Annotated in this window: 17 protein-coding genes; 7 read left to right on the forward strand and 10 right to left on the reverse strand. The window is 58.7% G+C overall.

All coding sequences use genetic code 11. The features are described 5' to 3' along the window. Positions 1 to 22: 22 nt before the first annotated feature. From HDF08_RS13215 to hfq, 3 genes are all read right to left on the reverse strand, one after another. On the reverse strand, positions 23 to 490 hold the full coding sequence (locus HDF08_RS13215) for a F0F1 ATP synthase subunit B (protein ID WP_179639145.1): 468 nt from the start codon (positions 488 to 490) through the stop codon (positions 23 to 25). Positions 491 to 853: 363 nt separating this feature from the next. Continuing rightward, on the reverse strand, positions 854 to 2,236 hold the full coding sequence (gene hflX / locus HDF08_RS13220; RefSeq protein ID WP_179639932.1) for a GTPase HflX: 1,383 nt from the start codon (positions 2,234 to 2,236) through the stop codon (positions 854 to 856). A gap of 78 nt (positions 2,237 to 2,314) precedes the next feature. Then, on the reverse strand, positions 2,315 to 2,635 hold the full coding sequence (hfq, locus tag HDF08_RS13225; RefSeq protein ID WP_179639146.1) for an RNA chaperone Hfq: 321 nt from the start codon (positions 2,633 to 2,635) through the stop codon (positions 2,315 to 2,317). A 246-nt stretch (positions 2,636 to 2,881) separates the two neighbouring features. Here hfq and HDF08_RS13230 point away from each other — a divergent pair, with 246 nt between their 5' ends. Further along, positions 2,882 to 4,057, forward strand: a complete 1,176-nt coding sequence (locus HDF08_RS13230; protein ID WP_257031118.1) for a DegT/DnrJ/EryC1/StrS family aminotransferase — start codon at positions 2,882 to 2,884, stop codon at positions 4,055 to 4,057. A 44-nt stretch (positions 4,058 to 4,101) separates the two neighbouring features. Here HDF08_RS13230 and HDF08_RS13235 read toward each other — a convergent pair whose 3' ends face one another. Together HDF08_RS13235 and HDF08_RS13240 are read right to left on the reverse strand one after the other, a co-directional pair. Beyond that, positions 4,102 to 5,283: an SH3 domain-containing protein gene (locus tag HDF08_RS13235; protein WP_179639147.1), complete on the reverse strand. Its 1,182-nt coding sequence runs from the start codon at positions 5,281 to 5,283 to the stop codon at positions 4,102 to 4,104. Positions 5,284 to 5,455: 172 nt separating this feature from the next. Next, the gene (locus tag HDF08_RS13240; RefSeq protein WP_179639148.1) at positions 5,456 to 6,613 is read right to left on the reverse strand and encodes a lactonase family protein; all 1,158 of its coding nucleotides are present in this window, start codon (positions 6,611 to 6,613) and stop codon (positions 5,456 to 5,458) included. Positions 6,614 to 6,860: 247 nt separating this feature from the next. Here HDF08_RS13240 and HDF08_RS13245 point away from each other — a divergent pair, with 247 nt between their 5' ends. Next, positions 6,861 to 7,775 (forward strand): M28 family peptidase, encoded by a 915-nt coding sequence (locus HDF08_RS13245; RefSeq protein WP_179639149.1) that lies wholly within the window; start codon positions 6,861 to 6,863, stop codon positions 7,773 to 7,775. A 255-nt stretch (positions 7,776 to 8,030) separates the two neighbouring features. Here HDF08_RS13245 and HDF08_RS13250 read toward each other — a convergent pair whose 3' ends face one another. The 4 genes from HDF08_RS13250 to nadA form a co-directional block, all read right to left on the reverse strand. Then, positions 8,031 to 9,524: a catalase gene (locus tag HDF08_RS13250; RefSeq protein ID WP_179639150.1), complete on the reverse strand. Its 1,494-nt coding sequence runs from the start codon at positions 9,522 to 9,524 to the stop codon at positions 8,031 to 8,033. Between the two features lie 33 nt (positions 9,525 to 9,557). Then, the gene (locus HDF08_RS13255; RefSeq protein ID WP_179639151.1) at positions 9,558 to 9,986 is read right to left on the reverse strand and encodes a Fur family transcriptional regulator; all 429 of its coding nucleotides are present in this window, start codon (positions 9,984 to 9,986) and stop codon (positions 9,558 to 9,560) included. A gap of 76 nt (positions 9,987 to 10,062) precedes the next feature. Then, on the reverse strand, positions 10,063 to 10,494 hold the full coding sequence (locus tag HDF08_RS13260) for a DUF2203 domain-containing protein (RefSeq protein ID WP_179639152.1): 432 nt from the start codon (positions 10,492 to 10,494) through the stop codon (positions 10,063 to 10,065). Next, the gene (gene nadA / locus HDF08_RS13265; protein ID WP_218884698.1) at positions 10,491 to 11,645 is read right to left on the reverse strand and encodes a quinolinate synthase NadA; all 1,155 of its coding nucleotides are present in this window, start codon (positions 11,643 to 11,645) and stop codon (positions 10,491 to 10,493) included. The genes HDF08_RS13260 and nadA overlap by 4 nt, the downstream gene beginning before the upstream one ends. Before the next feature lie 345 nt (positions 11,646 to 11,990). Here nadA and HDF08_RS13270 point away from each other — a divergent pair, with 345 nt between their 5' ends. Genes HDF08_RS13270 through HDF08_RS13280 form a run of 3 tightly spaced genes read left to right on the forward strand, consistent with a single transcriptional unit; the run spans position 11,991 to position 14,279 of the window. Then, positions 11,991 to 12,551 carry a Sec-independent protein translocase subunit TatA/TatB gene (locus HDF08_RS13270; RefSeq protein WP_179639153.1) on the forward strand — a complete coding sequence of 187 codons (561 nt, stop codon included), beginning with the start codon at positions 11,991 to 11,993 and terminating at the stop codon, positions 12,549 to 12,551. Then, positions 12,544 to 13,332 carry a twin-arginine translocase subunit TatC gene (gene tatC / locus HDF08_RS13275; RefSeq protein WP_179639154.1) on the forward strand — a complete coding sequence of 263 codons (789 nt, stop codon included), beginning with the start codon at positions 12,544 to 12,546 and terminating at the stop codon, positions 13,330 to 13,332. The genes HDF08_RS13270 and tatC overlap by 8 nt, the downstream gene beginning before the upstream one ends. Continuing rightward, complete coding sequence (locus HDF08_RS13280; RefSeq protein WP_179639155.1) at positions 13,329 to 14,279, forward strand: M28 family peptidase; 951 nt, start codon at positions 13,329 to 13,331, stop codon at positions 14,277 to 14,279. Before tatC ends, HDF08_RS13280 begins: the two co-directional genes overlap by 4 nt. 223 nt (positions 14,280 to 14,502) lie before the next feature. Here the strand turns inward: HDF08_RS13280 and HDF08_RS13285 are convergent, their stop codons facing one another. Then, positions 14,503 to 15,045 (reverse strand): DUF3761 domain-containing protein, encoded by a 543-nt coding sequence (locus HDF08_RS13285; protein WP_179639156.1) that lies wholly within the window; start codon positions 15,043 to 15,045, stop codon positions 14,503 to 14,505. 207 nt (positions 15,046 to 15,252) lie between these two features. On the opposite strand from HDF08_RS13285, the gene HDF08_RS13290 reads away from it, so the two are divergent. Together HDF08_RS13290 and HDF08_RS13295 are read left to right on the forward strand one after the other, a co-directional pair. Then, on the forward strand, positions 15,253 to 15,456 hold the full coding sequence (locus HDF08_RS13290; protein ID WP_179639157.1) for a hypothetical protein: 204 nt from the start codon (positions 15,253 to 15,255) through the stop codon (positions 15,454 to 15,456). A gap of 127 nt (positions 15,457 to 15,583) precedes the next feature. Beyond that, positions 15,584 to 16,504, forward strand: coding sequence for a TerC/Alx family metal homeostasis membrane protein (locus tag HDF08_RS13295; RefSeq protein ID WP_179639158.1), 921 nt, complete (start codon positions 15,584 to 15,586; stop codon positions 16,502 to 16,504). Positions 16,505 to 16,653: the final 149 nt, after the last annotated feature.

The following is a 16,653-nucleotide window of genomic DNA, read 5'->3' on the forward strand; positions in this document are numbered from 1 at the left end:
AGCCTCTTCACAAAAGAATTCTTCACTGCGCAACCTCCGCTGCCTGAACTCCAGCTGGAAGCACCGCATTGAGAACCCGCGAGCTTAACTCTTCGCTCATTCCTGCAATCTGCAGCCGCGCCTCATGAGCACTCTGCTCTATCTCCTGCTTGGCTCCATGAACTCGGTCCTGCGTCTGCTGACGGGCCTGGGCGAGTGCTGCCTCCCGCTCCGCATTCCACTGCTTCAGCTTCTTATCGCGCATCTGGAAGATCTCAACCCTGGCGTGGCGCAACTTCTCTTCATAAGCCGCGGTCTCCGCCTCCGCTGCGGCAATCGCTCTCCGAGCCTGCTCAAGAGCACCTGAGGTACGGGCGCGCCGCTCAGCCAGCACGCGATCCAGCGGACGTCGAACAATCAGCCCATAAGCCACCACCAGCAAGATAAACAAGACCATCGTCGGCACGGAGCCGAGCACAAGTCCACCGAGTTGATTCAGTATCTGATCCATGAATGGGGTCGGCCGGGGCCGCTTGAAAGTCCTGTCGTGAGCGGTCTCACACCGCTACTCTGTTCCAGAAATCACTGGCGCAGGCGCTGCATGATAGTTCGAGGTACACCTAGTTTTAGCAAAGCGGTTACAAGGGTGTCAACCAATCACCTGATGAATATCGGCCATCGTGAACGGTATTCGCACGTGGTTCACTCCCAAGCCCTTGAGCCAATTATTTGCACGTTTCCTTTGACTTCCTCGGGCAAAGGACTAGACTTTGATGTACCACCTGGACCCTAAGCTCTGGGTCACATAGGTCGCGTGATTGGGGACACCACCTCCGCTCCCCGTCAGGCGGCCTATGCTAGTTAAGGGTGTCTTCTATTCAATCGCCCGTTCCCGGAATCTTCTGAATCTGTTCAGCAATGAAGCGGGCCCTCGTGCCGTAACGTAGGCAAGATTTCCCTCGAAGCGCTTTCCCTCTACCACCGCCCCTGCCTCCAACGCCGCCAGTACGGCTCCCTCCGACTGCGGCAGACGAAACTGCATCTCAATCAGCGGATCGACAACCAATGCAGCATCGATCGCTGCCAGCAGATGGTCCAGCCCCAGCTTTTTCAGTCCCGAGACCGCGATACTTCCGGGCGCTCCCATGGGCATCCCTTCGTCATTCCCAACCAGGTCGATCTTGTTCAGCACCTCGATCACAGGCTTCTTCGAAACGTCCAACTCCGCCAGGACCTTCTCAACCTGAGTCTTCTGCTCATCCACCATGGGACTCGAAGCGTCGCGAATATGCAGCAGCAGCTCCGCGCGCTCTACCTCCTCCAGCGTCGCCCGAAAGCTGGTAACCAGCGTGTGCGGCAGGTTGCGAATAAATCCCACCGTATCCGACAGCAGAATCTTTCTCCGCGAAGGCAGCGTCAACTGACGCAGCTTGGGATCGAGCGTAGCAAACATCCGCGCAGACTCCAGCACTCCCGCCTCGGTCAGCGCATTGAACAGTGTGCTCTTCCCCGCATTCGTATAGCCCACCAGCGCAACCACAGGGACCGGCACCGCCTCTCTCCGCTGCCTTTGCTGCCTGCGAATTCGCCGCACTGACTCCAGCTGCTCCTTCACATGGTCGATGCGCAGATTGATCTTCCGTCGATCCGTCTCCAGCTGCGTCTCACCCGGTCCACGGGTCCCGATGCCGCCGCCCAGCTGCGACATCGACTTCCCCCGCCCAGCCAGCCGGGGAAGCTGGTACTCCAGTTGTGCCAACTCCACCTGCAGCTGACCCTCCCGCGTCCGCGCGTGTCTTGCGAAGATATCCAGAATCAGCTGCGTTCGGTCGATGACCCGGCAAGGCAGCTTCGCCTCCAGGTTTCTCAGCTGCGACGGCGACAGATCGTGATCGAACAGAACCAGGTCAGCCCCGGTCGAGGCAATCACGCCCTCGATCTCCTCCAACTTGCCTTGCCCCACCAGCGTCGCAGGATCTGGCCTCGGCCGCCGTTGAATGAGGGTCGCAGCCACCTCGGCTCCCGCGCTTCTCGCCAGCTCTTCAAACTCCGCCAGCGAAGCATCGAAGTCAAGGTCAGCCACAGCCTTAGGCGCCACAGAAAGATCGAGGCCATCCAGCGCAGTACCAGCCGAGACCGCAGCTGCGGTCTTTGCCAGTCTCGCTGCAGCAGTCAGCTTGCGCCGCTCCCCGGTAAACTCCACTGCGACCAGAACGGCGCGCTCCGCCTGGGGCAGATCACCCCGCCCATGGCGCATCGCAGCCTCGTGCGCCTCCACCAGACTGCGCCTCGCAGGCTTCCTTCCATTCCTCTTTCCATCTTCAGTTGTCAACGGCTAGCGGCCTTGTGTCCCTGTCGCCTCTTGTACTGGCCCACCGGCAGGGGCTGAACCTACCGCCGCCCGCACCTCTGGCTTCGCATCACTCCGCACATCCCCATGCGCCCCTGCTCGCCCACTCACCACCGTCGAGATCGCATGTTTGAAGATCAGCTGTTCCTGGCTGTTGTTCTCCAGCAACACCGAGTACTTATCGAACGACCGAATCTTCCCTGTCAGCTTCACGCCGCTTACCAGGTAAATCGTGATCGGACTCTTATCTTTTCGCACTGTATTGAGAAAAGTATCCTGAATGTTCTGTGCCGGCTTTGATTCCATGGGGCCGATCTCCTTTATTCAAATGTTCATACTGCGATGAGGTTCTGCCGTGACCCATCGGCTTCAGAACAAAACTCAGCGCAAACGCCAAGTCTGAAGCCAAGACTGTCAACAATACGAGCATCGACGGCAATAATCAACCTGGCCCGTCACATGGTAGAGACGAACGCAATACTTCCTTAGACGCATTGCAAGACGGAACGGCAGTCTGGCGCAGTCTCCGCAGCGACATACGAGCGATATACCATGGCAGATGTGACCATCCGCAAGCCGCAACCCGTTCCAATGCTTGACTTCTCCCGCCAGTTCGCCGTCCTCCGGCAGGAGATCTTCGACTCCATCGAAGCCGTCTGCACGTCGCAGCACTTCATCCTTGGCCCCCAGGTCACCAGCTTCGAACACGCCGCTGCCACTGCCTGCGCAGCTCCTCACGCCATCGGCTGCGCCAGCGGCACCGACGCCATCTGGCTCGCTCTCGCCGCCGCAAACGTCGGCCCCGGCGACGCGGTCATCACCACCCCCTTCAGCTTCTTCGCCACTGTCAGCGCCATCCTCCGCTGCGGCGCCACACCTTTGCTGGCCGACATCGACCCTGCCACCTTCAACCTCTCAGCCCCGGCCGTCGCGAAACTCCTCGACTCTCCCGTGGGCCGCAACGTCAAAGCCATCCTCCCCGTTCACCTCTACGGCCAGTGCGCCGATTGGGACGCATTCACCGCACTGAAACAAAACCACAAACTCCTGCTCATCGAAGATGCCGCCCAGGCCTTCGGAGCCACATGGAACGGAGTCCCCGCAGGAGCCCTTGGAGATGCAGCCGCCTTCAGCTTCTATCCCACAAAAAATCTAAGTGCCATGGGAGATGCCGGCCTCGTCACCACCACTTCCGCCGCAATCGACGATCATGCCCGCGTCCTCCGCGCCCACGGCATGCGCCGCCGCTACTATCACGAGGAGATCGGTTGGAACTCCCGCCTCGACTCCATTCAAGCCGCTGTCCTCGAGGTCAAACTCCGTTATCTGCCAAAGTGGAACCAGCAGCGCCGCGACCACGCTGCCCGCTACGACCAGCTCTTCCACAAAGCCAACCTCACCGCAGACAGCACAGCCAGTACCGACAAAGGCATCGTCCTCCCAATCACCGACCCGCGCGCCGGCCACGTCTTCCACCAGTACGTCATCCGCACACCCCGCCGCGACGAACTCCGCCAATACCTTACAGATCGAAAGATCGGCAGCGAGATCTACTACCCCGTCCCCTTGCATCTGCAGACCAGTCTCTCCTACCTCAGCTACAAGCAGGGCGACTTCCCCATCAGCGAAGCCGCTGCCGATGAAGTCCTGGCCCTCCCTATGTATCCCGAGCTACGCGAAGACGAGCAGCAAACCGTAGTCGACACGATAGCCAGCTTCTATCAGTAAAAACCTTCTTAGTCATCCGCGGAAGTCTGCACGCCAGACACACCCTACCGCTTCTTCTTGCCTATTCCGCCCCTGGCCGCCGCAGCCTTCTTCTTCTCAGACACAGGCTCCGGATGAGCCTCCCCAGGCGCTGTTGTTCCAGGCTGAATCACTCGACGAACCAGATTGCCCTCCAGCCGATAGATCTTCATCACCGTCTTGCCCGGCACAATCGCACCCGTCACAGGATCAGGCACCACCGGCCCAGCCTCATCGGAGAGCACTCGATACGAAAAGGTTGGCGCCGCAGTCGTAGCCGCCGGCAACTTGCCATAAGAATCGCTAGCCATCGTTACCGTGACCGGAAGATATCCTTCAATATTCCTGTCGCGAAACCCCGTCTCATAGCGATGCTTCTTTACATTCCACGTAAAGACGCGCACCTGATCGAAGTCATACGTCAGCCCTGCTTTATAAGGGCTCAGCACCGTCACGTAGATCGGAATATTCTTATCGTCCTGCTCGGCCTCCGGATCGTTCACCGTAGTAAGAATGTACGAACCGACAATCCTCTGTCCTTCGGAGTATCGCGTGATCGCGTCCGGCGCATCGACATCCATCATCCGGCTAAAGAGCCAGCCTGTATCGCCTTTGGAGTCACGCACCAACCACCAGTCTTCCATCACCGGAGGAGCGGGCTCGTCCGGCACTGCAGCAGCCGCGGCACCTTTCGCACTCTTTCCTGCAGCACCAGCCGCAGCCGCTGGAGTGGGAGGTGCAGCCTTCGCAACCCGCGTTCCCGGCGGCAGAGGCTTTGCCAGCGTCGCGCGAGACAGCAGCTTCAGCTTCTCGCCCTCCGCCAGACGAAAGAACCTCTCCGTGTCGCGGCCCGGCTTGGCATGCATATAAACTTCGTCCCGCACCACCGCCGAGGCAACCACCGGATCAGCCTTATGATCCTGCTTCAACTTCTCAAACTGATCAAAGACATCCTGCGTCGCGACGACCTTCTCATCGATCCAGCCCTGCTCTCCCTTGGCTGTCTGGACCTTCACAAACCGCCGTCCGTGATCGAGCACTTCGAGCCGATCGCCGTTCTCCACCGTAGCCGTGCGATTGGAGACCGCCGCCACTCGGTCGCGCAAGAACGTCTGCTTCGCCGTTACATACACATACTGAGCCGCCGGCTTAGGCCGCAGTCGCGAGCACCCGCTCCCGCCCGCCACCAGAAGCACCGAGACCGCCAAGAAGCCGCAAATCCGCGAAAAGCACCGCACGAAACCGAATTGTCCAGATGAAGAAACGATAGCCTTGAAACTCCGCGTCACGACACACCACTTCTTCCATACTAACGGCGGCCTCGCTAAATCCATAACATCCAGGCATCAACTCCAATACCACCGTCCCGGTCTGGAACAACTAGTGCGTCAGCGCCACCGCGGCAGCCCCAGCGGGATCGGTATCAGTAGCGATACTGGTCGCCGCGTCAAGCTTCCCCGGAGTCGTAATGTCGAAGCTGTACATCGTCAGATCCGGACTCCCACCCACCGACGCCGCCAGCAGATACTTCCCGGTTCGATCGATCCCCAGCGACTGCACCGACGCTCCACTCTTATAGGGCGACCCGCTCAGCGGAGTCAACGATAAAGCCGCAGGGGTAGTCCCAGCGACAATCGTGTATCCAGAGATCGTGCCATCAGTACGATTCGCCGCATAGGCGTAAGTGCCCGTACTATCCAGCACGACGGACATGGTTCCGTTCCCCGCTGCAAATGGCGACCCCGTAACCGAATTCAACACGCCTCCAGACCCGATCGTGTAGACGGCGACTCCCCCGCTGGTCCCGCTTCGCGCAATGTAGAGATAAGCCGTCTTGGGATCGATCGCCAGCCCAACATCACCTGTGCTCGCATCCACATTAGCCAGACTCTGGCTCTGCACCGCAGTACCAGTAGCTGTGTCGAACGTAAACACGACGTCACCGCCGGTTCCAAGTGCAGCAAAGATCAGCGTCCCATCCGGCGACACCTTCACCATCGAAGGGTGCCAGGTCCCCGCCCCAGCGTGAAGTACATACGTAGGCGACCCCACATCGGTCAGCGCACCCGTAGTGGAGTTGATCTGATAGATATCCAGTTGCTGCGTGAAACTGTCGAGCGCAATCAGCCATTGCCCATCCGGCGAAACCGCCAGCGAAGCCGCAGTCACCAGACTCGGCACCGCGCCGGCGGTCGGCGCACTCAAAGATCCATTGGAGTTGATCAGATACAAGCTGAGCGACGCTTGCCCCGCAATGTAAAGAAAAGCATTATTCGGAGTTACCACCTCCGCAAAAGGTTGCGACCCAAGCGCGATCGGCGAGTTGCTCACAGCCGTCAAGGTTCCCGTCCCCACTGCGAATCCACTCACAGACTTCGTCGTCTGATTCACCACATATACCTGGTTCCCACCCGCTCCGGTCCCGCCACCACCAGAGTTGTCGACCGGGGGAAAGAATCCCGTACACCCGGTGAAAACTGGCAGCATCAACGCAACGCCTACAACCGCCCAACGCCCGAAACTTCCCCATCGTTCCATCGTCCAAAGCCTCTTCTCTATCTTCGCAGCAGCCGCAGCCAACGCAGAATTAATTCAACAAAAACGTTCCTCTATAATTTTCGCAATGCAACCCTCGAAGCTTTTCCATCTTCTGCCCTTGGCCGCAATACTGCTCGCACAAAGTCTTCCCTCCAAAGCACAATCGCAGCCCTCTCACCCTTTCGACGCAACAGCTCGAGAAACAGTATCGCTCTCCGTTGCACTGCAACAGGAAGTTCACGCAGATATGAACTTCCTGGCCGACGATGAACTTCACGGCCGAGGCTCAGCTACACGCGATGAGCATATTGCCGCCCTCTTCGTGGCCTCTCAACTTCAGTCCCTCGGCCTCGAGCCCGGCGGAGACAACGGTACCTTTCTCCAGAAGTCCCCCCTCCCCGATCCCCTGCCCGTAAGAACCCAGCAGCGCCTCGCCAAGTTTCAGGACGTCCCCCGCAAAGAGACCTGGAACGCCATCGCCATCCTGCGCGGAACCACGGCACCCAATGAGGTCATCCTCCTCACCGCGCATCTCGACCACCTCGGCATCGGTCCCGCCAACGCCGCCGGCGACACCAACTACAACGGAGCCGACGACGACGCCTCCGGCACCACCGCCGTGCTGACACTAGCCCACATCCTCTCCACCGGCCCACGACCCAAACGCACCATCGTCTTCGCACTCTTCGGCTCTGAAGAACTCGGCGGCTTCGGCAACCGCGCCTTCCTCGCCCACCCGCCTGTGCCATTGGCCAGCATCGTTGCTAACCTCGAGTTCGAGATGATCGGCCGCCCCGACCCGGCCGTCCCAGCCGGAACCCTCTGGCTCACCGGCTTCGATCGCTCCAACCTTGGCCCAGAACTGGCAAAGCACGGTGCCCACCTGGTCAACGACCCTCACCCCAAAGAAAACTTCTTCCGCCGCTCCGACAACTACGCGCTGGCTCAGCAAGGCATCGTCGCTCAAACCGTCTCGAGCTACGGCCTGCACAAGGACTACCACCAGCCCAGCGACGAGATCCGCACCATCGACTTCACCCACATGACCAACGCCATCGCCTCTATGGTCAACCCCATCCGCTGGCTGGCCGACACTTCGTGGAAGCCTGAGTGGCTCCCAGGCCATAAACCCGACGCCAACCCCACCGCCCCAACGCCGTAAAACGTCCTGCCGGACGGGCTCGCGCGAAGCGGTCACTTCGTGACGCGTATACCGGTCTTGGCGAAATGAATCTCGAGGGTTCTCCCGTTGGTCGAAATCAATCTCTCCCCCGACCAACGGGAGGACCAGCCGAAGGGGTATACAAGTCACGAAGTGACCGCCCTCCGCGCAGGAGGCCGTCCGGCAGGACATAGTCTTTTAAAGAAAAAGGGCGGCCCGCAAAGGGCCGCCTCTTTATGTAACTAAAAAAGTTACTTATGCACCAACCAGCTCTTCCTTCTTCACAATATCTTCAATCTTGCGTCCGATAGCCTTGGCAACACCTTCGCCATACTTCGGATCGCACTTGTAGAAGTGATTGATCTGCAGGTCCTGAATCCGCGTCTCAACCTTACCCAGGCCGGCCGCGATATTGCCGCACAGCCGCTCCTGCGCATCCGGTGTCATCAGGCGGAACAGGTTTCCCGGCTGCGTGTAGTAGTCGCCATCATGCTCACGATGGTCGTACCGTCCCACGGTCGCCGTGTTGTAGGTCACAGGACGCTCAAGATACTTCTTATCCTGCGTCGGTCCGCCAAAGCTGTTGGGCTCGTAGTTCGGACCACTACCGCCGTTCTCACCGTAGCGCATGCTGCCATCACGGTTGTACGTGCTGTACGGGCACTTCGGCTCGTTGATTGGAAGCAGGTTGTAGTTCACTCCGATGCGATACCGGTGCGCATCCGGATAGCTGATCAAACGGCCCTGCAACATCTTGTCCGGCGAAAAACCCATGCCCGGAGCAACGTTCTTCGGATCAAACGCCGCCTGCTCAACCTCAGCAAAATAATTCTTCGGATTGCGGTTCAACTCCAGTTCTCCGATCTCGATCACAGGATAGTCCGCATGTGGCCAGATCTTCGTCAGGTCAAACGGATTGATGTGGTAAGTCTCTGCTTCAGCTTCTGGCATGATCTGAATCTGCACCGTCCACTTGGGAAAGTCGCCCTTCTCGATCGAGCGGAAGAGATCGCTCTGCGAGTGATCCATATCCACAGACTTCATGTGGTCGGCCTCTTCGCGAGTGAAGTTCTTGATCCCCTGCTTCGTCTTGAAGTGGTACTTCACATAGAACAGCTCGTTCTTCGCATTGATCAGCGAAAACGTGTGGCTGCCGTATCCATTCAAATGGCGATAGCCATCCGGAGTACCGCGATCCGAAAACAGAATCGTAACCTGGTGCAGGCTCTCCGGCGAAAGCGACCAGAAATCCCACATCATCTTCGGCGACTTCAGGTTCGTCTCCGGATCACGCTTCTGCGTATGAATGAAATCGCCAAACTTCAGAGGATCGCGGATAAAAAAAACCGGCGTATTGTTGCCCACCAGATCCCAGTTGCCCTCTTCCGTGTAGAACTTCAGCGCAAACCCACGCGGATCGCGTTCAGAGTCAGCCGACCCCTTCTCGCCGCCAACGGTCGAAAACCGCAGGAACGTCGGGGTCTTCTTACCCTTCTCAAACACCTTCGCGGTCGTGTACTTCGCCATATCAGGGTGAGTACAGGTAAAGGTGCCATGCGCCGCCGAACCCTTCGCATGAACCACGCGCTCGGGAACACGCTCACGATTGAAGTGCGCCATCTTTTCAAACAGCAAATAATCTTCAAACACGATCGGTCCACGATTGCCCACCGTGATGGAGTTTTGGTTATCGCCAACCGGTCGCCCGGCATCGGTAGTCATTTGCTTGCTCTTCAGATCTTCTGCCATAGTTCACCTCTTACCACTCGTTAGGAAATCGCCCTAAGCCTGCTGGCACTTTGCACAAATGCCAATCACATCCACTGCATACCGCTCCACCAGAAAGCCGCCGGGCAGTTTGTCCTGCTTCGACACCAGCCCAAGCTCTTTTTCTCCAATGTCGGTAATCGCCTTACACTTTGAGCACACCATGTGGTGATGCGATTCATCGTTCATCTCTACGCGCAGCGAGCCATGATGCATGCTCACCTCGCGAAAGACGCCGCTCTCCACAAACAGATGTATGTTTTTGTAAACGGTAGCCAGCGAGATTGCCGGCACCTTCTTCTTTACCTGCGCATAGACCTCTTCCGGACTCGGATGGCCATGCATCGTCTTCATCACTTCGTACAAGACCTGCCGTTGGTGAGTCACAGCGATGCCGTTCTCCTGGCAGAGCTCACGAAACGATCTGGCCTCATTCACCAACATGAGACGAGTATAAACGATAAAGATTATCGTCCGATAAATTTAGTTATCCATAGAAAGGGAATCTTTCCACCCAAATCTAGTTCAGCCGCTCCATCTTGCCAAACCGCGAATCCAGAGGCTTTCTCCCATCAAACCCCTCCTCCTCGGTGTGCCAATGGGCAATCGTCGGCTCGCCCAGCTTCCAGCAGAGCAACACTGTTCTCCCATCCATCACATAAGGAAAGTCCAGCAGACCCTCCTCGAGATCCTTCACCTGAACCCCGATCGAGTCGATCTCAGCCAGCGTATCCTTGGCCACCTGCACCGCTTTATCCCGCTCCGCTCGGCGTCGAGCAGCGACGCTCACATCCACATGCATCCCACCCGAGAGAAAGATCCTGTGGCTCAACTGCTGCATCTCGTACTCAAACTCCGCGGCCCGGGCCTGTCCCTCCCGAGCCTTTCTCAGCAGAGCCTCTACTACCGGCAGCAACGTCTGTGCCTCGCCCAACGTAAACGTCTTACTCAAATCCTGATCTCCAGCATCCTGTCCAGCGCAACACGCGCCCACTGCTTCACATCATCATCCACCTTGATGCGATTCACAACCCGTCCCTCAACCAGATTCTCCAGAGCCCACGCCAGATGCTGCGGCGAAATTCTATACATCGTCGTGCACAGGCAGCCCGAGTCATCAAGCGTAATCACCCGCTTGCCCAGCGACCCAAACCGCTTCGCCAGCCGGTTGACGAGGTGAATCTCCGTCCCAACCGCAAAACTCGAACCCTCCGGCGCCCGCTCAATCGCCTGAATAATGTGCTCGGTCGAACCCACATCATCCGCCTTCTGGCAGACCTCCCAGCGGCACTCCGGATGCACGATCACCTGCATGCCAGGCTCCTCCCGGCGCACGCGATCCACATGCTCCGGCAGAAACCTCTGATGCACCGAGCAGTGCCCCTTCCACAGAATCACCTTCGCCGCCTTGAGACGGTCGGGGCTAACTCCGCCATTAATCTGGTAAGGATCCCAAACCACCATCTCGCTTAGCGGAATCCCCATCGCAAACGCGGTGTTCCGTCCCAGATGTTGATCCGGCAGAAAGAGAATCTTCCCCGCACGTGCAAACGCCCACTCAAAGGCGCCACGAGCGTTCGAAGACGTACATACCAAACCACCCCGCTCGCCGCAGAAAGCCTTAATCGCAGCAGCCGAGTTCATATAAGTCAGCGGAATCAACCCACCCGAAGCTTCATCGGTCATCCCCGCGCGCTCCAGCGAATCCCAGCAGTCTTCTACCTGCCCAATCTCCGCCATATCGGCCATCGAACAGCCCGCATTCAAATCCGGCAGAATCACCTGCTGCCACGGCCGTCCCAACACATCCGCCGTCTCCGCCATAAAGTGCACGCCGCAAAAGAGCATGTACTTCGCATTTGTCTCGGCGGCGACCTTCGAAAGCTTGTAGCTGTCCCCGGTAAAGTCCGCAAAACGAATCACCTCATCCCGCTGATAATGATGGCCGAGCAAAACAACATCTTCGCCGAGCTTCTCGCGCGCAGCAGCGATCCGGGCGTCCATCGTATGGTCCGGCTGCGAAAGGTAATTGTCTAAAGAACACGAATCTGCAACGCTCTCCGCCACGGCCGCAGCCGGTGCGATCTCTAGTAGTCCGTTCAAAGTACTCCGCCTTCAGTCTCACAAGGTCGTCTGGCACCGGCTAGGCCGATATCGTCTTTTCGCCTCTGAGACGGGGATGTTGAAAGCATGCACTGCTTGAGTTGCAGTGGATTCACTGTGCCGGCTTGAAACCGTCACCCAACCCACGGGGGTGTTGCAACTCCTACCACTTCATCACTCATGATCCGTCAGATCACTCGTTCGTACAATTAGACACACGCTCGAATCAAAAGGTGCGCTTTTCTTCGAACGATCCTGCTGCCTACACTGGAAATCTTATAACAGCATCAAAGCGCTCCATCCATTTGTTCCACCAACTCGTAAGCCGTATCATGGGATTGACTTATGCCTAGCTTTCAGGACAGCGCCGTCATCTTCTTCCTCGCCCTGCTTCTCTTCGGCCCGAAGAAGCTGCCTGAGCTCGCCCGCCAACTGGGCAAGCTCATGGCCGAGTTCCGTCGCGCCTCCAACGAATTCCGCATGCAGATGGAAGACGAACTTCGCGTCGCTGACCAGGAAGAGCAGCGAAAAAAGATCGCCGCCATGGAGGCCGCCGCCCCCGTCTCCCCAGTTATAGTCACACCAGCCATTACCGCACCAGTCATAGCCGACGGCGAGAACACCATCGCACCGCCCGCACTCACCGAAGCCTCCACCTCCGACGTAACCCCCGAGCGCATCGCTCAGCTCACTCAGGAGTTGGTGGAAGACAACCCACACATGCCGCCCGCGATTCCCGCGCCGCTTCCCATTGCAACCTCCGGTGACCTCAATCTCATGCCACCCTCCACCGGCCTTCCTGTCAGCAACTCGGCTCTCTCGCCCGTCCTCGACGCAATCCCCCACACCCAAGAGCCCGAACCGGCAGCCGAAGTAGTCACCAGCGAGGCCACCCACCATGGCTGATCTGGTCGACAGCGTTCGCGCCGCAGTCACCGACCGCGCCGAACTCCCAGGCATGAGCCTGATGGAGCACCTCACCGAGCTCCGCAAACGCCTCATCCATGCCACCGTCTATCTGCTCATCGGATTCGCCGTTGCCTACGCCTTTCACGAGCGGCTCTACGGCCTTGTCCAGAAACCACTCGACGACCTCCACATCGCACTCAACTTCACCCACCCCACCGACGGTCTCAATCTCTACCTCAAGACCGCCCTGCTGGGTGGCGCGATCCTAGCCTCGCCCTTCATCCTCTACCAGCTCTGGCTCTTCATCTCGCCCGGCATGTACGCCAACGAGAAGCGCTACGTATTTCCCTTCATGGGCGCGACCATCGGTCTCTTCATGGCGGGAGCGTGGTTCGGCTATCACTGGGTGCTCCCCGGCGCCATCAAAGTCCTCGTTCTGGACTTCGGCAAGAGATTCCACCCCATCCTCACCATCGAGGACTACACCCAGTTCTTCCTCGCCGTCATACTCGGCCTCGGCATCTGCTTCGAACTGCCAATCCTCATCTTCTTCCTCTCGCTCTTCGGCATCGTCGACGCCAAGTTCCTCATCAAGCACATCCGCTACGCCATTCTCGTCATCTTCCTCATCTCGGCCATCATCTGTCCGTTGCCCGACCCCTTCAGCATGATCCTCTTCGCCAGTCCCATGCTCGTTCTCTATCTTCTCGGCGTAGGCGTCGCGTACTTCGTTCATCCATCCCGTCGCAAACCCAAAGAGGCCAGTAAAGCCGCATGACCCGACGCCGACCACTCTTCCTCGCGCTGCTTCTCGCCTTCCTTGCATCTGCAATCAATGCCCCAAAAGCTAACGCCCAGAGAGCCGCCTCCCCTCAATTCAGCGGACAAGCTGCCTACAACCTCACCAAACAGCTCCTCGACGTAGCTCCCAAACGCTTCAACGGCTCTCCCGGACATGCCAAAGCCGAAGAGTTCCTCAAGCAGCACTTCGCCCCCGAAGCCGCCAAGGGAAACTTCGTCGCCGACACGTTCACCGCCACCACCCCCGCCGGCCTCCAGACGATGACCAACTACATCGCCAAATTTCCAGGCAAAAAAGACGGCATCATCGTCCTCGTCTCTCACTACGAGACCAACTACTACCTTCGCGACATCGATTTTTACGGCGCGAACGACGGCGCAGCCACCAGCGCATTGCTCATCGAAATCGCCAGCGTCCTCCGAGCCCACCCGCCCGAGGGCTACTCCATCTGGCTCGTCTTTGACGACGGAGAAGAGTCCGTCAGCGGCAAGTGGTCCACCGCCGACTCCCTCTACGGCACCCGTCACCTCGCCGCCAAATGGTCCCAGGACGGCACCCTCTCCAAAATGAAAGCTCTCCTAGTCGCCGACATGATCGCCGACAAGGATCTCAACATTGACTACGTAGAAAACTCCACCCCGTGGCTGCTCGACCTGCTAAAAGTCGCCGCCAAAAACACCGGCCACTCCGCCAGCATCTTCAAATACCGCGAGGCCGAAGAAGATGATCATCTCCCGTTCGCGGCACGCGGCGTACCTGTCCTCGATGTGATCGACGCCCACTACGGCGCCTTCACCGCAGCCCTCCCCGACGGCTACCACCACACCGACAAGGACACCCTCGACAAGATCAGCGCCCATTCCCTGCAGATCTCCGGCGACATCTTCCTCGAGATGATCCGCTTAATCAACCAGCGCCCCTAAAAGATAGTGTCCTGCCGGACGGCCCTCCTGCGCGGAGGGCGGTCACTTCGTGACTCGTATACCTTGTCGCGGTGAGCCGTAGATGCCGGTCCTCCCGTTGGTCGGGATGAAAATCTTATTCCGACCAACGGGAGGGCGCATATCTTTCACTAACCCGAGGAAAGGTATACACGTCACGAAGTGACCGCGCCGCGCGTAGCGGGCCCGTCCGGCAGGACAGTCTCTACTTCGTGCAGCTCTTTCCGTGGTCCCCATGAGCGCCCTTAGCCTTGGCATCAGCCTCAGACATATAAGCGCCTTCCTTCGTCTTGCCGTAGAAGTCCGTCCCATAGCAATGGTAGACGTTGCTCGACGTATTCACCCACACCAGGCCAGGACCGCCGCCCGCAGCCAGCGGACGAGCCGCAGCCTTCTGCGCTGGAGACATCTTTCCGGACGTACCACCCGACGAAGCCGACGCAGATGCAGCCGCAGCCGCGGGTGCAGTTGTCGCCGCAGCAGCAGGAGCAGTTGCCGAAGCGGTCTTGGCCGCAGGTGCAGCAGCAGGTGCAGCCGCAGCAGCAGCGGGTGCCTTCGCCGTCGAAGCCGCATACCACTCCTTCACCCCCTGGTGTCCCCGGCAAGCCCCGGCTTTACTCGCAGCCGTCGAGTAGGTTCCGTCCTTGCACATGCCTGTAGATCCCGCTGGTGCCGCTGCCTGAGCCGCAGCCATCTGTGTCCCGACCAGCCCCACCGCAACCGCCATTAAACACATCGAAATCTTCATAACATCTCCAGTAGTTTGATTTAGGTGGCCCGAATACCGCCAAATCCTACCCCATCGCGCCTCAGCTGTCACCAAAAACCGCCGAAAACCAGTTCCATCGTCTCGAAAAAACAGACCAATTATCACCCAAACGAGTTACAAACTACTGCATTCGAGGGATAGTCTCCAGGCTAACGTTCCCCCTAGTCTTGGCCGATAGGAGGGACCATGCAGACACCATCGTACGCAGACATTCACAACCGATACAGAGAACTCACCACCCGCACCGCTCGTCAAAACAATGCAGACGGCTTCCTCGAGACCCATCATGTCCTCGATATCGCGCGCAGCCTCTTTCTCTCCTCCCTCCTGTGGATGGCGCTCGCAATTATCGTCTACACGGTCTACTCCATGGTCGCCGGCGCCCACTAGCCAGCGCTCTGTAGTTGCAATACAGCAGGTAATAGCTCCGTCAAACCCTCCCCAGACGAGCTCGGCCCCCCAAATTGATCCACCCTCCAGGCAAGCTCCAGCCCGCGCCCTGTAGCATCCAAATGAGATGCTCGCCGCGACCCCCATCAGCCACTGGATAGGTTTCCACCTCTTCATCCTCATCCTCCTCGGGGCCGAGCTGTTATACGTCCGCCGCCAGGGCCCCTCAAAAACCCAATCCACCTCCGTCGCCGCCACCATCCTCTGGGTAGCCGCCGCCCTCGCCTTCGCCCTCTTCCTCTTTCGCTCCATGGGCAGCCAGTCCGCAACCCAGTACCTCGCCGGCTATGCCATCGAAGAGTCGCTCTCCATCGACAATCTCTTCCTCTTCCTCCTCCTCTTCCGCGTCTTCAAGATCGAACCTGCCCATCAGCCCAAAGCTCTCTTCTGGGGAGTCCTTGGCGCCATCCTCATGCGTGGAGCCTTCATCGCCGCCGGCCTCGGCCTCCTTGCCCGCTTCGAGTGGGTCAGCTACCTCTTCGCTGCGATCCTGCTCCTCGCCGCCATTCGCCTCGTCCTCCCAGGCGCCGAAAAGCCACAAACCGAGACGCCCCGCTGGATCGCCTGGCTCTCCCGCCTCCACCCTGTTAGCCTCCGTCAGGACAAGTTCTTCGTCTTCGAGAGCGGCCAGCGCATGATCACCGTTCTCTTCCTCGCCCTCATCGCCATTGAACTCACCGACGTTGTCTTCGCCCTCGACTCCATCCCCGCCGTCCTCTCCATCACCCGCCAGCCCTTCCTCGCCTACACCTCGAACATCATGGCCGTCATGGGTCTTCGCTCTCTCTACTTCCTCCTCGCCCACCTGCTCGCCAAGCTGCGTTTCCTCCACTACGGCCTCGCCGCGGTCCTCGCCTTCGCAGCCTTCAAAATGCTCGCCGCCCACTGGATCGAGATCGGTCCCCTGCTCTCGCTCGTCGCGATCGTAGCCATCCTCGGAATCACCATCGCTCTCTCACTCCTCCCAAAAAAGCGCTCCGTGGCCTGATAAAGCATTGAATTTATAGGGAAAATTTGCGTTGCGCGGACTCTTGATAGAGCTGCCGTCGGCGGGAATGGGGTAAATTTGCAGTTTTAAGTGGAAAATTTTTTCCACTTAAAGGCAGCCGGAGACTAGACTCCGAAAAAAATTCCATA

Source organism: Tunturiibacter empetritectus (assembly GCF_013410875.1).
GTDB lineage: Bacteria > Acidobacteriota > Terriglobia > Terriglobales > Acidobacteriaceae > Edaphobacter > Edaphobacter empetritectus.